Here is a 17,099-nt window from a genome sequence, read left to right on the forward strand (position 1 = left end):
CCATCCACAGGCATTGTCGCAAAAGATTGTTGAAAAAGCCGCGCGGAGAATTTCCGGCGGCTCGTCTCTAGCGGTGAAGAACACTTCATCGCGAGGGGCGTTACCGATGCACTATTCTCGATTGGCCTTGGCTCTTCTGGCGACCAGCGCCGTCGTGGCCGTCGCCGCGCCGGCCCAGGCCCAGGTGCGCAGCTTCAATGTCGCGGCCCAGCCGGCCGCCACCGGCGTGCCGGACTTCGCCCGCCAGGCCGGCGTCCAGGTGCTGGTCGCGGGCGAGGCCGTCGCCGGCCAGCGCGTGGCGGCGGTCAAGGGCGACATCGAGGTCCGCGAGGCCCTGCGTCGCCTGTTGGCCGGGACCGACCTGACCATCGCCTCCGACGATGGCCGCACCATCACCCTGGTGTCTCGGCAGGCTGCGGACGCGGGCCACGCGGTCGACCAGGTCCTGGTGATCGGCCAGCGCCTGTCCGAGCAGCGCTCGATCGACCACAAGCACGACGCCGACGGCGTCACCGACGCCATCTCGGCCGACGAGATGGGCCAGATGCCCGACAAGAACGCCGCCGAGAGCGTCGAGCGCCTGCCGGGCGTGGGCCTCAAGTACGACCAGGGCGAGGGCCGCTACGTCTCGATCCGCGGCGTCGACGGGGCGCTGAACAACGTCACCCTGAACGGCGTCGAGCTGGGCTCGCCCGACAGCAACAGCCGCGCCATCCCGCTGGACGTGGTCAGCGGCCAGCTGACGTCGCGCATCGAGGTAATCAAGGCCGTCACCGCCAACATGGACGCCCAGGCCGTGGGCGGCACGATCAATCTGGTCACCCAGAGCCCGTTCGACGTGAAGGGCGGCCAGATGCTGCGCGCCTCCAGCCAGGTCGGCTGGCAGGAGCTGAACCACAAGACCCCGTTCGCCGGCGAGTTCAATGTCGGCAAGGTGTTCGGGGATACGTGGGGCGTGCTGGTCGGGATCAACTATTCGGACCGCGACTACCGCACCTACGGCCTCTATCCGGACGACTGGCGCGAGGTCCCCGGCGCCACGCGCGGCATGCCGACCAACATCAAATATACGACCTACGACCTGGATCGTAAGCGCCTGGGCGTGAACGGCTCGATCGAGTACCGCCCCAGCGAGCAGGACCGCGTCTACCTGCGGGGCCTCTACAGCTCGTTCAAGGAGAACGAGTACCGCCAGCGCTATCGCCTGGACTTCGCCACCGCCGCCCAGGTCACCGGCAACCTGATCAAGTTCACCGCCGACGGCGTCGGGACCTCGACCGGCGGTGAGCGTCGCCAGGACCTGCGCCTGGACCACAAGGACAAGTCGGTGCTGTCGACCTCGGTCGGCGGCCAGCACGATCGCGGCGCCTGGGACCTCGACTGGGACGTCGCCTACGGCCGCAACGAGCTGCGCAATCCCAACGGCGTGTGGCAGTTCCGCGGCTCGCCGGTCACCACCAATTTCGACATGAGCGACCTGCTCTATACCGCCGTGGCGCAGACCGAGATCCCGGCCTCGGGCATGGGCTTCCGCCAGTACACCTACCAGAACAGCACCGGCGACGAGACCATCTGGGCCGGCAAGCTGAACCTGAAGCGCGCGCTCGCCATCGGCGAGGGCAGCTATGTGCAGTTCGGCCTGAAGTACCGCTCCAGCGAGAAGGTCCAGGACGTCAACATCACTCAGTACGCCCGCGCCTCGGCGGCGGCCAATCGCTTCACCCTGGCCGACTTCGGCCTGCAGGGCGCGGCGACCCGCAGCTTCATCGGCAACCGTATCTACGAGAACCCGGTGACGATCAGCACCTCGATCGAGGACTGGACCGCCCAGAACCTGAACACCGCCAAGTTCCTGATCGACAACATCACCACGCTGTCGAACAACACGCTCAGCGACTACGACGTCCAGGAAGAGGTCATGGCCGGCTACGGCATGGCCAAGCTGGGCTTCGGCAAGTGGTCGGTGCTGGGCGGCGTGCGCGTCGAGCGCACCGCGACCGACGCCGAGGGCTATCGCCTGCTGAACGGCAGCAGCGTCCAGAAGCAGCGCACCAAGAGCGACTATGTCGACGTGCTGCCCAACCTGCACGTCCGCTTCGACCCCAGCCGCGAGGTCGTGGTGCGCCTGTCGGTCACCCAGACCATCGGCCGGCCGCAATATCCGCAGCTGTCGCCGGGCGGCAGCTTCGACGTCGTCGAGAGCCCGATCGTGCCGGGCACGTTCTCGGCCGGGCTGTCGGAGGGCAATGTGAACCTCAAGCCCTACAAGTCGACCAATCTGGACTTCTCGGCCGAATGGTACTTCGCGCGCGGTGGTCAGCTGTCGCTGGGGGCGTTCAACAAGGAGATCAAGAACCCGATCTTCAACTTCAGTGAGAGCTTCCTTGACTACCGCTACGGCGACCGGACCTACACGACGTTCGGCTACAGTCAGCCGCGCAACGCTGACAAGGGCTCGATCCACGGCGTCGAACTGTCCTGGCGCCAGCAGTTCAACATGCTGCCGGGCGCGCTGGGCGGCCTCGGGATCGGGGCCAACGCCACCTTCACCGGCTCGGACCTGAAGGTCCCCGACCGCACCGACAAGCTGCCGTTCCCCAAGCAGTCGAACACCATCTATGGCGGCCAGCTCTTCTATCAAAAGTACGGGGTCCAGGCGGTGCTGGGCATCCACCGCACCGGCGCCTATCTCGACACCATCGGCGAGGACCGGGTCGGCGACACCTATTTCAACACGTACACACGCGTGGACCTGAAGGCGTCGTACAAGATCAACCGTCACATCTCCGTCTTCGTCGAGGGGCAGAACCTCAACGACGAAGTGCTGTGGGAATATCAAGGGAAGCGACCGGATTGGATCATCGGCTACGAGCGCTACGGCGCGACCTGGTACGCCGGCCTGTCGGCGAAATGGTGAGCCTGAAGGCCGCCGCTCTTCTGGGCCTGGCCGTCCTGTCCCTCGCGGGCGGGGCGGTCCAAGCCCAGGAACTCGCTCAGGAGCCTGCCTTGAAGACGGTGGAGACCCGCCGTCTCGACGCCCCCGAGGCCAACCAGGGCGTGGCGGCGGACAAGACGCATCTCTACGCCATCGATAACGGGACCATCGCCCGCTACGACAAGGCCAGCGCCGTCAAGCAGGCCGAGTGGAAGGGCGACCCCGTCCGCTTCAAGCACCTCAATTCCTGCCTGATCGTCGGCAAGGAGCTGGTCTGCGCGGGCTCGAACTATCCCAGCGTGCCGCAGAACAGCGCGGTCGAGGTGTTCGATCCGGTGAAGATGACCCACACGCGGACCATCCCGCTGGGGCCGGGCATCGGCTCGCTGACCTGGGTCGATCGTCACGACGGCTTCTGGTTCGCGATGTTCGCCAACTACGACGCCAAGGGCGGCGAGCCGAACCGCGACCATCGCTGGACCACCCTGGTCAAGTATGACGACCAGTGGCGGCGCGTCGGGGCCTGGGCCCTGCCGGCGGCGGTGCTGGAGCGCATGGCGCCCTACAGCTGCTCGGGCGGCGGGTTCGGCGACGACGGCCTGCTCTACATCACCGGCCACGACCGGCCCGAGATGTACGCCCTGGCCATCCCCACCGAAGGCGGCGCGACCCTGGACCTGAAGGCGACCTTCTCGATTCCGGTCGAGGGTCAGGCCATCGCCTGGGATCCTTTCCAGAAGCGCACGCTGTGGGGCGTCAACCGCGCCACGCGCCAGGTGGTGGCCTTCACGGTTCCGCCGGTCCCGGACGTTTCGGCGTCACGAAAATAACGCTCGGGAGCATTGCGGCGCCGCATCAACGCCGCTAGAAGGCGGCGGCTTGCGCGGGCGGGGGCGATGAACCGGCTTCCGCGCAAGAATTGACCGGTTTTCGAGGTGACAGGCACGTGTCTCGCTTGGTGATGAAGTTCGGCGGCACCTCCGTCGCCGACCTGGAGCGCATTCGCCGGGTGGCGCGCCTGGTCGCCGCCGAGGTCGCGACGGGCAAACAGGTGGCGGTGGTCGTCTCGGCCATGTCGGGCAAGACCAACGAACTGGTCGCCTGGACCGACGGCGCGGGCCGCGCCGCTCAGGGCCTTCCGGAATCCGACGACGAATACGACGCCATCGTCGCCTCGGGCGAGCAGGTGACCGCCGGCCTGCTGGCCATGACCCTGCGCAACATGGGCCACAAGGCCCGCTCGTTCCTGGGCTGGCAGGTGCCGATCATCACGGACGAGGCCCACGGCCGCGCCCGCATCGAGGACATCCCGCCGGCCAATCTGGAAGCCTGCTTCGAGAACGGCGAGATCGCCGTGATCGCCGGCTTCCAGGGCGTGACCCCGAACCAGCGCATCACCACCCTGGGCCGGGGCGGCTCGGACACCTCCGCCGTGGCCATCGCCGCGGCCGTGAAGGGCGCTTGCGACATCTATACGGACGTGGACGGCGTCTACACGACCGACCCGCGGATCGAGAGCAAGGCCAAGCGCCTGGCCAAGGTCAGCTACGAAGAGATGCTTGAAATGGCCTCGCTGGGGGCCAAGGTGCTGCAGACCCGCTCGGTCGAGATGGCCATGGCCCATCGCGTCCCGGTGCGGGTGCTGTCGAGTTTCGTCGAACCGGGCGAAGCCCCGGGCCAAGGTACGATCGTCTGCGACGAGGAAGAAATCATGGAAAAGCGCATCGTCTCGGGCGTCGCCTACAGCCGCGACGAAGCCAAGATCACCCTGCTGGGCCTGCCCGATCACCCGGGCGTGTCCTCGCAGATCTTCGGCCGCCTGGCCGAGGCCAATGTGAACGTCGACATGATCGTGCAGTCGCGCGCCCGCAGCGCCGACACCGCCAACATGGAGTTCACGGTCGGCAAACGTGACGCCGCCCGCGCCGTCGAGATCGTCAAGGCCGCCCAGGCCGAGATCGGCTTCGAGGACGTCGCCGTCGACGAGGACGTCTCGAAGGTCTCGGTCATCGGCGTCGGCATGCGTTCGCACGCCGGTGTCGCCCAGTCGATGTTCCAGGCCCTGGCCGAGAAGAACATCAACATCCAGGTCATCTCGACCTCGGAGATCAAGATCTCGGTCCTGATCGACGCGGCCTATACCGAACTGGCCGTGCGCGCGCTGCACGCGGTGTACGGGCTGGATCAGCTGTAAGGCGCTAAGGCGGAGCGCGTTTGCGCTTCGCCGTTGCCGAAACGTCGTAGTGTGACGTTAAGAAGACGCCGCAGCCTCCGAGAATCGCCATGCCTGACGTCTTCAAGTTCGATCCCGACGCCAAGACCGTCACCTTCCACGGCGACGCCGGGCTGGACCTGCTCTACGACCTGCTGCTGCGCGCCAAGTTCGGCGACGGCTACGAGAAGCCGCTGCTGATCAGCCCGTGGCTGGCGGCGCTGCTGAACCAGCTGGACCAGGCCCTGCCGGACGACGGCCAGTGGTTCCCGGAAAAGCCCGGCCAGCCGATCTTCGACACCGACGACCTGCTGGCCATGGGCGACGCGGTCATCGAGGAAGGCCACACCGTCGGCTGGTGGACCATGACCGAGGCGGAGAAGCGCGCCTATCTGCGCAACGTCGTCGCCGCCCCGCACCCGCTGACCGACCTCGAGGTCGAGTTCATCGAGACCGACATCGACGCCGCCCTGGAACAGGCCCGCAAGCTGGTGGCCGACGCCGACGAGCCCCTGGCCCTGCCGGGGCACGGCTGATCCCGCTATAGTGGGGGTATGGGCCACGACCTGACCGCCCCCGCCGAGCTCTCGTTCCGCCGCTATGGCGAGGACGCGCCGCCGCATGCGCATGGCTTCGACCAGATCGTGCTGCCGCGCCGGGGCGTGCTAGAGATGGAGATCGACGGCAAGGGCGGCCGGGTCGATCCGGGCCGGGCGGCGGTGGTGCCGCCGGGCGTCCGCCACGCCTTCGCGGCCCAAGGCGAGAACCTGTTCGTGGTCGCGGACATCGGCGGGGCGCTGATGGCGCCGTTCGAGCGCCTGCGGGAGCGGCCGTTCGCGCCGGTCACCGGCGCGGTGCGCGGTCTGCTGGACTATCTGGCCGGCGAAGCGCCCGGCGCGATCGAGACCGGCGTCGCCAGCCTCTGGACCCCGCTGCTGCTGCGCGGCCTGTCCGCCGCGCCGATCGCCGTCGATCCGCGCCTGGCCCGGGCCGCCTCGATGATCGAGGCCCGCTACGATCAGCCCCTGACCGTCCGTGACCTCGCCGCCGAGGCCGGCATGAGCCAGAGCCGGTTCTTCGCGCGGTTCGCCGACGCCTACGGGACCACGCCGCACGGCGCGCTGTCCGACACGCGGCTCCGCGCGGCCCAGCGGCTGCTCTCGGACACGTCGCTGTCGATCGCCGAGATCGCCGTGCGCACGGGGCACGGCGATCAGAGCGGTCTCACCAGGCGCATGAGGGCGAGCCTGGGCGTCACCCCCGGCGCCTGGCGAAAGCGGCGCTAGTTCGGATCGAAGGTGATGGTGACCGTATTGCTGGTCGCCGTCTGGCTGGCGGCGTCGGTCACCACGCAAACCCAGCGCGACATCTTCGGCGGGCCGCCCCACGGGCCATCCCAGTAGAAGTTGGTCGACTGGCCGGCCGGGTCGTTGGCGTAGACATAGCCCGTGCCGCCGGTGTGCACCCATTCGTAGCTGTAGGGCGGCGTGCCGCCGCTGACGGTGACGGAGGTGACATCCGTGAGATCCCAGCCGGCGCCGTCTAGCGTGCTGGGCGAGGCGCTGGCGGTGATGGTCCGAGCCTGGGCGGACGTAGCCACCAGCAGCGCGCCGAGACCAGCGGCGCCGAACATCAATTCGCGACGAGACTTCATTCAACCCTCCTGCGGTTACCTAAGGTTGGATGGCGCCATCACTCTACCTTGGAGTCAACCTCTAATAGAGCGGGATTTCCCGCGCGACCTTCGGACTTTCGCCGGCCGCCGTAGCGTCATCCGACGCGCGTTCCGGTTGCCGACCGTGATGCGGCATGGTCCTCTGCGAGCACGAATCCGCAGGGGGTGTCATGCGATCTTTGAAGGGGCTGGGGTTGCTCGGCGTGTCGGTTCTGGTGCTGGCCGGGTGCGGTGAAGCGCCCTCGAAGAGCGCCGGCGAGTCATCTTCGGTTTCGGCGTCCGACTTGAAGCTGAAGGCGGACGGAACCGTGACCGCCGCCAATCTGGTGGCCTACGCCAAGGCCAAGCAGGCTTTCACGCCCAAGGATGAGTTCAGCAAGGGCTTTGACGATTCCGCCCTGGACGGGCGTCATTTCCAGGTTCGCCAGCCGATCGAGAGCGGCGGGGCTGGAGCGATCCGCTACGAATACGATCCTGAAAAGGAAGTCCTGAACATTCGCGTCTATCCCGATACGACGGTTCTGTATCGCGACGCGGGCGGTCCCGGGCCTGACTATAACTATTTCGCGCTGAGCACTGATTTCTCCCAGGGCGAGCCGAAGAAGATGTCCAATGCGTTCGGCGCCGAGCGGGATGTCACGTCGTCCTATTGGACGGAGTTCGGCGTGGGGAGCGTCGGGGACGACCGCATGGGGGTTCTGTCCGTGGACAAGTACGGCTCCTACAACGCCGCCAGCAAGCTCATTCCCATGAAGCCCGACGATGCTCGCGCCGCGACCGCCAACCTCTATGCCGTGATCGAAGGGACCGTTCGCAAATCGTCGGCGGGCCCCATCGTCGATTGCGGGGAGAGCCAGACCCACGCCACCCTGGACAACCCATCCGAGCTGCATTGGAAGGGCTGCGTCATCTCGGCCAAGATCGAGCGCATCCAGGTGATCTCTCCCAAGGCTGGTGTGCTTCTCACCTTGCCGAAGAAGGACGATCGCGGACCTGGCCGCTACGAAGCGGACAACTAGCGCACGGGGAGGATCCGCCAAGCCTGGGGGAGCTTTCGCCAAGCCAGGGGGCGCCGCGCCTGCTAACCCAGGGCCATGAGCACCTCCCGCAACCTCCTTCTGGGCCTGCTGTTTGGCCTGATCGCCGGCGCGTTCTGGGGCGGGGTGTTCCTGGCGCCGAAGCTGCTGGCCGCCTTCACGCCGCTGCAGATGACGGCGGGGCGCTACATCGCCTACGGCCTGGCGTCGGCGGTGCTGCTGGCCCCGTCGTGGAAGACGGTGATGGCCAAGATGACGGCCAAGGACTGGCGGGACCTGGCGGCGCTGAGCCTGCTGGGCAACCTGATCTACTATGTCGGCCTGTCGGTCTCGGTGCAGAGCGCGGGCGTGGCCCTGGCCTCGCTGATCATCGGCCTGCTGCCGGTGACGGTGACCTTGGTGGGCGCCAAGCCGGGGGAGGGCGTTCCGCTGCGCCAGCTGGCCTTGCCGCTGGCCCTGGTGGTGGCCGGCGGGGTCTGCATCAACGTCTCGGTGTTCACGCAGGGCCACGGCGTCGGCATCGGCCGGCAGGTGGTCGGCGTGCTAGGCGCGACCCTGGCCCTGGCGATGTGGACCGCCTATGCCGTCTGGAACGCCCGCCGCCTGGCCGCGACGCCGAAGTTCACCAGCCACGAGTGGTCGCTGCTGACAGGCCTGGCCACCGGCCTGCTGTCGCTGGCGCTGGTGGTCCCGGCCTTCGCCCTCGGCGGCAACGTCCACGCGCCAGCGGCCTGGGGCTGGTTCTGGATCGTCAGCTTCGCGGTGGCGATCGGGGCCTCGGTGATCGGCAACGGCCTGTGGAATGCGGCCAGCCGGCTCCTGCCGCTCAGCCTCTCGGGTCAGCTGATCGTGTTCGAGACCCTGTTCGCGCTGCTCTACGGGTTTTTGCACGAGGGGCGGTGGCCGAGGGGGCTGGAGACGGCGGCGATCGTGCTGATGCTGGCGGGGGTGCTGTGGTCGGTGCGGCTGCATCGGCCGGCCAAGGAAGTGTTGGCGGCGGGCTAACCCCCACTTCCGTTTTCCCCGGCGAACGCCGGGGGCCAGATCCCAGAGCGCTGGGGCTGATGGGAAGAACTCCGCGCCTCTGGATGCGCCTCAACATTCCTCCATCTGGGCCCCGGCGTTCGCCGGGGAAAACGGAGGAGGGGAGGGGCTAAAACTTTTTCTCAACATAAACCGAACCTGAACAGCGCGGTTCAAATCAGGTTCAGGCTGGCCCCTCTAAAACAACTATCAACAGCGCCGCACAGGGCGACGCTTCGAAAGTTAGGAGCCCTGCCATGAAGACCATCGGCAAGTTCACCAAGACCGTCGTCGCCGTCGCCATCACCGGCGCGCTGGTCGTCCCCGCCTCGACCGCCTTCGCCGGCGAGAAGACCAACCGCGCCGTCATCGGCGCCGTGATCGGTGGTCTGGCCGGCGCCGCGATCGGCGACGGCAAGGGCGAAGCGGTCGCCATCGGCGCCGTCGCCGGCGCCGCCCTGGGCGCCTCGACCGGCAAGGACAAGTACGACCGTCGCTATAGCAACTCGTACCGCAGCGCCCCGCGCTACGGCTATGACAACCGCTACAGCAACAGCCGCTACGGTTACGACAACCGCTACGACCGCGGCGGCTACCGGAACGACCACTACGCCTACGGCTATCGCCGCTAGGTCCCCTTTCTAGCCGCTCGAGTTCCGATCCCTCCCCGAGCGTGCAACTGCGCCGCCCCTAACAGGGCGGCGCTTTTTCGTGCCCTCACACCTAATCGCCGTTCGGTTGACCGCATCGACTATCGCGCTGGCGGAATCTGCTGTAGCCCCCATCTTACGAGGCTTGGACCCGGCCTTAACACCTAGCGCTTGAAGCTGGGCTAGACCGGGACCGGATAGGGAGCAGGCGCAGACGAGATGGCGGCATCCGGCATGGCCGTTCGAGGACCCCGCAGCCTGCTTCGGCAGATTCGCGAGGCCATGGCCGGCGGTGGTCCCGCCCAGGCCAAGCTCGACATGGTGGTGCGCACCATCGCCATCTCGATGGTGGCGGAAGTCTGCTCGATCTATCTGCGCCGCGCTTCGAACGACCTCGAACTGTTCGCCACCGAAGGCCTGGCCCGCGAGGCCGTCCACGTCACGCGGCTGAAGCCGGGCGAGGGCCTGGTCGGCGAGACCATGCGCCTGGGCCGGCCGCTGAACCTGTCCGACGCCGCCAGCCATCCGCAGTTCTCGTATCGTCCGGAAACCGGCGAAGATCCGTACCACGCCTTCCTGGCCGTGCCGCTGCTGCGCGGCGGTCGGGCGATCGGCGTGCTGGTCGTCCAGAACCGCACCGAGCGCACCTATGACGAGGAGGAGGTCGAGGACCTCCAGATCATCGCCATGGTGCTGGCCGAGATGGTCAGCTCCAGCGAGCTGCTGGGCGCCGACGAGCTCAAGGACGTCGAGCTGGCGCCGCACAAGCCCGAGCGGCTGAAGGGCTCGCGCTTCGCTGAAGGTCTCGCTTACGGCGTCGCCGTGCTGCACGAGCAGCCGGTCGCGCCCGAGACCCTGCTGTCCGACGACGCCCTGGCCGAGGAGGCCCGGCTCTCCTACGCCATCGAGGCGCTGCAGACCCAGATCGACCAGATGCTGGAAGGCCAGCACGGCCTGGTCGGCGCCTCGTACGAGGTGCTGGAGACCTACCGCCTGTTCGCCCACGACCGGGGCTGGAACCGGTCCCTGAACGAGGCCGTGCGCTCGGGCCTGACCGCCGAGGCCGCGGTCGAGCGCGTCCGCTCCGAGCACCGCGCCCGCCTGGGCCAGGCCCGCGACCCCTATCTGCGCGAGCGGCTGCACGACCTGGAAGACCTCAACGACCGCCTGCTGCGCCACCTGTCGGGCGATGTCCACGCGGTGCGGGTGCTCCCCGACGACGCGATCCTGATCGCCCGGAACCTCGGTCCCGCCGACCTGCTGGAATACGACCGCACCAAGCTGAAGGGCATCCTGCTCGAAGAGGGCAGCGCCGCCAGCCACGCCGGCATCGTCGCTCGCGCCCTGGACATCCCGTGCGTTGGCCGCCTGGCCGGCCTGCGCGACCGCGTCAGCGAGGGCGACCCCGTGGTCGTCGACGCCGAGACGGCCGAGGCCTGGCTGCGGCCGCGGCCGGACGTCATCAAGGCCCTGAAGGCCCGGATGGAGGTCCGCGCCCAGCGCAAGGCCGAGTTCGCCCGCCTGCGCGACACCCCGCCGATCACCAAGGACGGGGCCAAGATCACCCTCCTGATGAACGCCGGCCTGGCCGTCGATCTCGACATCCTGGCCGAGACCGGCGCGGAGGGCATCGGCCTGTTCCGCACCGAGTTCCAGTTCATGGTCGCCGAGGAGCTGCCGCGCCTGGAGGCCCAGACGGCGCTCTACGAGAAGGTGCTGGAAGCCGCCAACGGCATGCCGGTGACCTTCCGCACGCTCGACCTCGGCGGCGACAAGCTGCTGCCGTACATGGAGCTGGAGCGCGAGGACAATCCGGCCCTGGGCTGGCGCGCCGTGCGCATGGGCCTGGATCGCCCGGCCCTGCTGCGCATGCAGATCCGCGCCCTGATCAAGGCCGCCGCCGGTCGCCCCTTGAAGGTGATGTTCCCGCTGGTGGCCAATGTCGACGAGTTCCGCGCCGCGCGCTCGTTCGTCGACCAGGAAGTCGCCTGGGCCCTGAAGCGTGGCCGCCCGGCGCCCGCGCGCCTGGACGTCGGGGCGATGATCGAGGCTCCCTCGCTGCTGTGGCATCTCGACGCGCTGCTGCCGATGACCGACTTCGTTTCGGTCGGCACCAACGACCTGATGCAGTACCTGTTCGCCGCCGACCGGGGTAACCCCAAGGTCTCGGACCGCTACGACCCGCTGTCGCCGGCCGCCCTGCGGGCCCTGAAGACCATCCAGCAGGCCTGCGCCGACACCGGCACGCCGGTGTCCGTGTGCGGCGAGATGGCCGGTCGTCCGCTGGAGGCCTTCGCCCTCGTCGCCCTGGGATTTGAAGGGCTTAGCATGCCGCCGGCCGGCATCGGCCCGGTCAAGCAGATGGTCCTGTCGCTGGATCGCGAGGCCGCCCGGCGCAATGTCGAGGCCCTGCTGAAGGGCTCGGGCGGATCGCTCCGGGGCGAGATCGAAACCCTGGCGCGAAAGCTCTACGTGGCGGTGTGACGAAACCTTGGCCGTTAACCAAGCGTCACCGTTTAGTACATTGAATCCCGCTACTTAGTTTGATATCCACAAACAGTTGTTAAGAATTCCGTGCGATACGGAATCGGGGGGCTCCGCGCTTTCGCGCGCGGCGCGATTTTGGGGGCGTTTAGTCGGTCATGCCGTTGGATACGGGCAACGTGAGGCGTTTGCATCTCGTCACGGACGCGGATGCGGACGATGCGCCGATCGCCGTGGCGCAGCCTTCGCTGGACGAAGGCGCCGACATTGGCCTGGCCCTGAAGGCGGCCCGCGAGTTCCGCGGCCTGACCACCCAGGACGTCGCCGACGGCACCCGCATCCGCCAGAGCTATATCGAGGCGCTGGAGGACATGCGTCTCGAGGACCTGCCCTCGCGTCCGTTCACCATCGGTTATGTCCGCGCCTATGCCGGCCTGCTGGGCCTGGACGCCGAGGCCGCCGTCACCCGCTTCAAGAACGACAGCCCCGATGAAGGCGCCGAGCTGCGCGCCCCGGTCGGCGTGCGCCGCGAGCGCGACCCGCGCCTGGCCCTGATCTTCGCCGGCGGTCTGCTGGTGGTCGGCGCCATCCTGCTGTGGAACGTGGCCCAGCGCGCCATCACCAAGGAAGAGCCGCCGGCCCAGGTGGCCCCGGCCGCCGTCTCGACCCAGGTCCAGTCGCACGCCAGCAACACCCAGGTCGCCCTGGGCTCGCCGCTGCCGGCCCCGGTCGAAAGCACCACGCCCGATCCCTACAAGACCCCCGGTCTCGACGACGCCGCCGCCAACGGCGGTTCGGTCGACGCCGCCAACGCCGCCTCCAAGGCGCGCGCCGTGTCCGACGCCAAGGCCGGCGTCGTCGATCCGGCCAGCCAGTTCGTGGTGGGTTCGCCGTTCAAGCTCAAGGGCCAGATCCTGGGCGCGGCGCCCGCCGAAGCCTCGGGCGTGCTGATCCAGGCCCGCAAGGCCGGCGCCCTGACCGTGCGCCGCGCCGACGGCAGCATCCACATGACCCGCTGGCTCTCGACCGGCGACGCCTATCGCGCGCCGCGCACGCCGGGCCTGATCCTCGACGTGGTCGAGCCGAGCCTGTTCGAGGTCTATTACAATGGCCGCCTGACGGGTCACCTGACCTCGAACCAGACGGCCGTGGCCAAGCTGATCCCGGCGGCCGTGGCGGCTCCGGTGGCGGCGCCCGTGGCTCCGGCTCCGAAGCCCTAATCCTTTTCCGCTCATCCCCGCGAAAGCGGGGACCCAAGCGGATTGTCCGATTTAGGCGTCTGAGGCGAACCCAGGCTCGGCTTGGGTCCCCGCTTTCGCGGGGATGAGCGGGTTTGGTGCGGCAAAGCAAACCTGAGCCCTTCAGTTCCTGCCGCAGAACCTCTAAATTACCCCCATGGCCGCTGATCACACCCACGTCCGTCCCTGGCGCATGATCACGCGCCGGCAATCGCGCAAGATCCGCGTCGGCAATGTCGAGGTGGGCGGCGACGCGCCGATCACCGTGCAGTCGATGACCAACACGCTGACCAGCGACGCCGCCGCGACGCTGGAGCAGATCCGTCAGCTGGAAGAGGCTGGGGCCGACATCGTCCGGGTCAGCTGCCCCGACACCGACAGCACCGCCGCGTTCAAGACCATCGCCCGCGAGGCCAAGGTCCCGCTCGTGGCCGACATCCACTTCCACTACAAGCGCGGCATCGAGGCGGCCCAGGCCGGCGCGGCCTGCCTGCGGATCAATCCGGGCAACATCGGCAGCCCCGACCGCGTGCGTGAGGTCATCCAGGCCGCCCGCGACCACGGCTGCTCGATGCGCATCGGCGTTAACGCCGGCTCGCTGGAGCGCGAGTTGCTGGAGAAGTACGGCGAGCCGTGCCCCGAGGCGATGGTCGAGAGCGCCCTCAATCACGCCCGCATCCTGCAGGACCACGACTTCCACGAGTTCAAGATCTCGGTGAAGGCGTCCGACCCGTTCATGACCGTGGCGGCCTACTACCAGTTGGCCGAGGCCATCGACTGCCCGCTGCACCTGGGCGTCACCGAGGCCGGGGCCCTGCGCACCGGCACGGTGAAGAGCTCGATCGGCATCGGCTCGATGCTGTGGGCCGGCATCGGCGACACCATTCGCGTTAGCCTGGCCGCCGATCCCGTCGAGGAGATCAAGGTCGGCTTCGACATCCTGAAGTCGCTGGGCCTGCGCCACCGCGGCGTCAACATCATCGCCTGCCCGTCGTGCGCCCGTCAGGGCTTCAACGTCATCAAGACGGTGGAGGCGCTGGAAGGCCGCCTGGCCCACATCTCGACGCCGATGTCGCTGTCGATCATCGGCTGCGTGGTCAACGGCCCGGGCGAGGCCCTGATGACCGACATCGGCTTCACCGGCGGCGGGGCCGGGGCGGGCATGGTCTACATGGCCGGCAAGCCCGACCACAAACAATCCAACGAGGGGATGATCGATCACATCGTCGAACTCGTTGAGAAGAAGGCGGCCGAGATCCGGGCCGCTGAAAAGGCCGCCGAGACCCTCGCGGCCGAATAGGGAGTGAGCGACATGCGTCCGATGCTTCAAGGCCTGGCGGCGATCGTGGTTCTGGCGGCGGCGTCGAACGCGCTGGCCGCCACCGCGTCGAACGCCCCCAACCCGAAGGGCGAGGCCAAGCTGGCCAAGCTGCTCGAAGGTCGCGTGGCCGGCAAGCCGGTGTCCTGCATCAACCTGCGGGGCAGCGACAGCAGCCAGATCATCGACGGCACGGCCATCGTCTACAACGGTCCCGGCGGCCGCTACTACGTCAACCGCCCGCGCGGCGGGGCCGACAGCCTGCGCTACGACGACGTCCTGGTCACCCGCACGACCGGCGCCCAGCTGTGCCGGACCGACCCGGTGACCCTGGTCGACTCGCTGTCACGCTTCCCCCGGGGCTTCGTGAACCTCGGCGACTTCGTGCCCTACGCCAAGCCGAAGCCCTGAGCGGTATCGCTACCTTGAGTGTCGTCGCGCGCGCGGAGGTTGACTAACGCGAAGCGCGGGCGGACAGTGCCTTTCTTGGAGCCGAGCGATCCGACATCGTCGGCGGGCGAGAGAGGGAGCGGCGACATGCGTAAGATGCTTCACGGCCTGATCACGGCGGCTATCCTGGCGACGGCGTCCAGCGCCATGGCCGGCGACGAAAGCGGCGAGGCCGGCCTGGATCGTTTGATCAAAGGCCGCGTGGCCGGCCAGCCTGTCGCCTGCATCAACGCCGGCAGGATCCGCGGCATCCAAATCATCGACCGGACGGCGATCATCTACCGGATGTCCAACGGCCAGATCTATGTGAACCGTCCGGCGTTGGGCGCTGCGAACCTGAATAGCGACGCGGTCATCAACACCGCGGCCGTCCAAGGCCCGCTCTGCTCGAACGAGTTCGTGACGTTCTACGACCAGGGCGGCATGGGCATGCGCGGCGTCGCGGCCTCGGTCGCCATGGGCCCGTTCGTGCCCTACGCCCTGGCGCAGCGTTAGGCCGCCCAAGCGTCGATCGCGCGTTTTTTCTGGCCAAGGCGCGCCGTGACCGCTAACGGCGTGGGATGATCGGACCTCATCCCACCGGCGGCTACATCCTGGACGAACTGTCCGTCGGGATGACCGCCGAAAAGCACGTGCCCGTCACCGAAGCGCGCATCGGCCTGTTCGCCGAGGCTTCGGACGACTTCAACCCCGTGCACATGGACGAGGCCTTCGCCTCGAAGACCGCCTATCGCGGCCGCATCGCCCACGGCCTGCTGTCGGCCTCGTTCGGCTCGGCCGTGGTCGGCACCATCCTGCCCGGCGCCGGCGCGATCTATCTGAGCCAGACCCTGGCCTTTCACCGCCCGGTCCGCATCGGCGACGTCGTCACCGCTCGTGTCACCGTCGCGGCCATCGACGCCGAGAGCGCCCGCGTCACCCTGCGCTGCGCCGGCTATGTCGGCGAGGACCTGATCATGGATGGCGAGGCCGTGGTCCGAGTCCCCCGCCGCCGCAAGCCGGCCAAGGCCTAGCGCCGCAGCGCCAGCAGCATCCTGCCGAACGGACGCAGCACCGGCCGAATCCAGGCCGGCGTCCGGTCGCGTAGCCGGGTGGCCAGGGCCATGCCGGCGTCGACTGGCGGCGGCAGGGCGGGCGGGGCCGCCCGCGACGGGACGATCCGCGCCAGCGCCGCCTCATGGGTCGCGCACACGCAGATATTGCCGTCGGCGGTGATGCGGGCCAGCTCCCGGCTCAGGTCGTAGCCGCCCTGGCCGCTCTGGGCGAAGAAGCCGTTGACCGCGCCGAAGAACTCCACGGCCGGCAAGCCCGCATGGGCCAGAACTTCCAGCAGCTGTTCGCGCGAATAGGGCCGCTCCAGGGTCTGGGTTTCCAGCATCACCTTCATGTAGTCGTCGCGGATCGGACCCTGGCGGTTCTCGCTCTCGATGATCAGCACCACGCCGTCGGGCTTCAGGCCCCGCCGGATGTTCTCCAGCGCCGCGATCGGGTCGACGAAGTGGTGCAAGCACGATTCCAGGATCGCCGCGTCGAACGTCCCCTCCAGCGAGGCCGGCAGGGCTTCGCGCTCGAGATCGGCGACCGCGAACATCGCCTCCAGCTGCTCGGCCGACAGGGCCAGGCAAGGGTCATCGGCCAGCCGCTGGCGGGCCAGGGCCACGAACTGGTCGGAGATATCGACGCCGGTGGTCGCGTAGCCCAGCCGCGTCAGCCAGTGCGACACCCAGCCCGGCCCGCACGCCACGTCCAGCACCCGCGCCCCGCGCGGCAGGGCCAGCAGGTGGATCGTGTTGGCGAAGTGGTTCAGGTAGCTGACAACCTCGGCCAGGCTGCCGACCGGATCCTCCGGCGTGATCGCCGCCAGCGGCTTGGTGGCCACGAAGGCCTCGATCTGCTCGCGCGAATACTGCGCGAAGAACCCATCCAGATACCGCCGCGCCCCCTCCGCCCAGTCGAAGTCCGGCAACTCGGCATTGACCTCGGCGAGCAGGGCGTCTCGGGTGCGCATGGTTTCGGTCCCCGGCCCTGCACTTTGGGTGCGATGTCGCCGCCGATCAGGGGGGCGTCAATATCTAGC

General features: G+C 68.3%; 16 protein-coding genes. 14 read left to right on the forward strand and 2 right to left on the reverse strand.

Features of this window, described 5'->3' with window-relative positions; all coding sequences use genetic code 11:
* Positions 1–106 precede the first annotated feature (106 nt).
* The 5 genes from AC07NI_RS16065 (at position 107) to AC07NI_RS16085 (ending at position 6,433) form a co-directional block, all read left to right on the forward strand.
* The gene (locus tag AC07NI_RS16065; protein ID WP_494620874.1) at positions 107–2,917 is read left to right on the forward strand and encodes a TonB-dependent receptor; all 2,811 of its coding nucleotides are present in this window, start codon (positions 107–109) and stop codon (positions 2,915–2,917) included.
* On the forward strand, positions 2,911–3,765 hold the full coding sequence (locus tag AC07NI_RS16070) for a hypothetical protein (protein ID WP_494620876.1): 855 nt from the start codon (positions 2,911–2,913) through the stop codon (positions 3,763–3,765). Before AC07NI_RS16065 ends, AC07NI_RS16070 begins: the two co-directional genes overlap by 7 nt.
* 116 nt (positions 3,766–3,881) lie before the next feature.
* Positions 3,882–5,129: an aspartate kinase gene (locus AC07NI_RS16075; RefSeq protein WP_494620879.1), complete on the forward strand. Its 1,248-nt coding sequence runs from the start codon at positions 3,882–3,884 to the stop codon at positions 5,127–5,129.
* 89 nt (positions 5,130–5,218) lie between these two features.
* Positions 5,219–5,683 carry a hypothetical protein gene (locus AC07NI_RS16080; RefSeq protein WP_494620880.1) on the forward strand — a complete coding sequence of 155 codons (465 nt, stop codon included), beginning with the start codon at positions 5,219–5,221 and terminating at the stop codon, positions 5,681–5,683.
* A gap of 18 nt (positions 5,684–5,701) precedes the next feature.
* The gene (locus AC07NI_RS16085; RefSeq protein WP_494620882.1) at positions 5,702–6,433 is read left to right on the forward strand and encodes a helix-turn-helix domain-containing protein; all 732 of its coding nucleotides are present in this window, start codon (positions 5,702–5,704) and stop codon (positions 6,431–6,433) included.
* Here AC07NI_RS16085 and AC07NI_RS16090 read toward each other — a convergent pair.
* Positions 6,430–6,801 (reverse strand): hypothetical protein, encoded by a 372-nt coding sequence (locus AC07NI_RS16090; RefSeq protein WP_494620884.1) that lies wholly within the window; start codon positions 6,799–6,801, stop codon positions 6,430–6,432. The genes AC07NI_RS16085 and AC07NI_RS16090 overlap by 4 nt on opposite strands.
* Before the next feature lie 191 nt (positions 6,802–6,992).
* Here AC07NI_RS16090 and AC07NI_RS16095 point away from each other — a divergent pair, with 191 nt between their 5' ends.
* From AC07NI_RS16095 to AC07NI_RS16135, 9 genes are all read left to right on the forward strand, one after another.
* The gene (locus AC07NI_RS16095) at positions 6,993–7,841 is read left to right on the forward strand and encodes a hypothetical protein (protein ID WP_494620886.1); all 849 of its coding nucleotides are present in this window, start codon (positions 6,993–6,995) and stop codon (positions 7,839–7,841) included.
* A 75-nt stretch (positions 7,842–7,916) separates the two neighbouring features.
* Complete coding sequence (locus AC07NI_RS16100) at positions 7,917–8,864, forward strand: DMT family transporter (RefSeq protein WP_494620888.1); 948 nt, start codon at positions 7,917–7,919, stop codon at positions 8,862–8,864.
* A gap of 275 nt (positions 8,865–9,139) precedes the next feature.
* Positions 9,140–9,514: a YMGG-like glycine zipper-containing protein gene (locus AC07NI_RS16105; RefSeq protein ID WP_494620890.1), complete on the forward strand. Its 375-nt coding sequence runs from the start codon at positions 9,140–9,142 to the stop codon at positions 9,512–9,514.
* A 237-nt stretch (positions 9,515–9,751) separates the two neighbouring features.
* Positions 9,752–12,016: a phosphoenolpyruvate--protein phosphotransferase gene (gene ptsP / locus AC07NI_RS16110; RefSeq protein WP_494620892.1), complete on the forward strand. Its 2,265-nt coding sequence runs from the start codon at positions 9,752–9,754 to the stop codon at positions 12,014–12,016.
* Between the two features lie 158 nt (positions 12,017–12,174).
* Positions 12,175–13,236 (forward strand): helix-turn-helix domain-containing protein, encoded by a 1,062-nt coding sequence (locus AC07NI_RS16115; RefSeq protein WP_494620894.1) that lies wholly within the window; start codon positions 12,175–12,177, stop codon positions 13,234–13,236.
* A 175-nt stretch (positions 13,237–13,411) separates the two neighbouring features.
* The gene (gene ispG / locus AC07NI_RS16120; protein ID WP_494620896.1) at positions 13,412–14,554 is read left to right on the forward strand and encodes a flavodoxin-dependent (E)-4-hydroxy-3-methylbut-2-enyl-diphosphate synthase; all 1,143 of its coding nucleotides are present in this window, start codon (positions 13,412–13,414) and stop codon (positions 14,552–14,554) included.
* Positions 14,555–14,566: 12 nt separating this feature from the next.
* On the forward strand, positions 14,567–14,983 hold the full coding sequence (locus AC07NI_RS16125) for a hypothetical protein (RefSeq protein WP_494620898.1): 417 nt from the start codon (positions 14,567–14,569) through the stop codon (positions 14,981–14,983).
* Positions 14,984–15,109: 126 nt separating this feature from the next.
* On the forward strand, positions 15,110–15,517 hold the full coding sequence (locus tag AC07NI_RS16130; RefSeq protein ID WP_494620900.1) for a hypothetical protein: 408 nt from the start codon (positions 15,110–15,112) through the stop codon (positions 15,515–15,517).
* A 65-nt stretch (positions 15,518–15,582) separates the two neighbouring features.
* On the forward strand, positions 15,583–16,035 hold the full coding sequence (locus AC07NI_RS16135) for a MaoC family dehydratase (protein WP_494620903.1): 453 nt from the start codon (positions 15,583–15,585) through the stop codon (positions 16,033–16,035).
* Here the strand turns inward: AC07NI_RS16135 and AC07NI_RS16140 are convergent.
* Entirely contained in the window at positions 16,032–17,030 is a 999-nt protein-coding gene (locus tag AC07NI_RS16140) for a class I SAM-dependent methyltransferase (protein ID WP_494620905.1), read from the reverse strand. The genes AC07NI_RS16135 and AC07NI_RS16140 overlap by 4 nt on opposite strands.
* Positions 17,031–17,099: the final 69 nt, after the last annotated feature.

This window comes from Caulobacter sp. GW821-FHT10E02 (assembly GCF_059415225.1).